Annotated in this window: 1 rRNA gene; it reads right to left on the minus strand. The window is 33.4% G+C overall.

Going from position 1 to position 1475, the window contains the following annotated elements:
- Window positions 1–1383 precede the first annotated feature (1383 nt).
- Window positions 1384–1475 (minus strand): 5S ribosomal RNA (gene rrf / locus BBH99_RS11730); the annotation flags it as partial.

The raw sequence follows: 1475 nt of genomic DNA on the forward strand, positions 1-1475 counted from the left end.
TCCGCTTTTTAACGAAGCAATCTCTCTGTCAGTGTCGCTCCGTATTTGCGAGTGCAAAAGTAAAACTTTATTTTGTAATGACCAAATGTTTTTGAAAGAAATTTTAAAGTTTTTTAAGTAACCTTAATCCTTTCCAAAACCTCAATCTATCCACCCCTGCGCTCCGATTAATTCGGACTGCAAAGATAGAAACTTTATTTTAACTTACAACCTTTTTTATTAAAAAAATTAAAAGTTTTTTTCGTTTTTATCTTTTGAAGTATTATAATGTTCCTGCTTATCTAAAAGCTCTTCTGCGCTACCGATCTACTCTCGTTTTCAGTGGGGCAAAGATAGAGACTTATATCATCCTACACAAGTTTATTTAACATAAAGTTTACAACAGTCTATCTATTGTGTATAAGTAATACATTTAACTAACTGATTTATTTGAATTTATGTATAAGGTTATAGTTATCCACAATCAGCATTAATTAGCTGATAAATGAAAAGAAAAACTAAATATAGTATATATAGCTGTTAGGCTTAAAAAATTCGAAGATAAAATTATAGGGTTATTAATGTTAGAAAGCAAGGTCCAAAAAATTTTGGTGAAAATTCCCTGGACATAGTAGAAGTTTGGAAATAAATAATGAATAAATTATAGAAAATCTTTCGTATTTGGTCGTAATAGAGATTTTTATAAAATTATGCTACCGTAGATATTCTTGTATGTAAGATAAGACCTGAGATCTATGATTGATAAGGTTTGGCTAAAGCCATTGGAAGAATCTTCGTTTTATTTGAGCGGGCTCCCTTCCACTAAGCTCAGGATTATAGCCCACTATTATTGATAGATTTCTATTCGTTGGAAAATAATAATAGAGTTAGGTTCTTATAGGATGACCATTGACGGTATAGTAAGAAAGTGCTACCAGGGATAGATCTGTGATAGATGTAATTCTTTTTAAGATGAGCAAATATTCTTTGTAATGAGTAATGAATGATGAATATTTATATGCTACCTGAGCTTGTCGTTACTCACGAACTTTGTCATCCCGTAGGGATCCAGGCAACGCTATCCACAATTATTTTTATATTCATGAGTTCCCATCTATGTTTAGATCCCTTACAGGATAACAAAAGTCTGTACAATAAGAATAGTAATGATACCAGGTAATAGAGTTCTGCTCAATGAATGATAAATTCTGAAGAAAGAATACAAGTAAAAGGTAAAGACTTTGATAAGGAAATGGAAAAAGTAAAAGAAGATACTGGCTAGAGGAGTATCAAGGATTGCATCCCATTACTGATTGCTTCTTGTGTATGGTGCCTTGGTCTTGGGTATACAGCAAAAAAAAAGTCTCACACATTGCTGTATGAGACTTTTAAAAATAAAATAAAAACTGGCGGCGGCCTACTCTCCCGCGTTAGCAGTACCATCGGCGCTGGTGGGCTTAACTTCTGTGTTCGGAATGGGAACAGGTGAGCCCCAC

This window comes from Chryseobacterium contaminans, from assembly GCF_001684955.1.
GTDB lineage: Bacteria > Bacteroidota > Bacteroidia > Flavobacteriales > Weeksellaceae > Chryseobacterium > Chryseobacterium contaminans.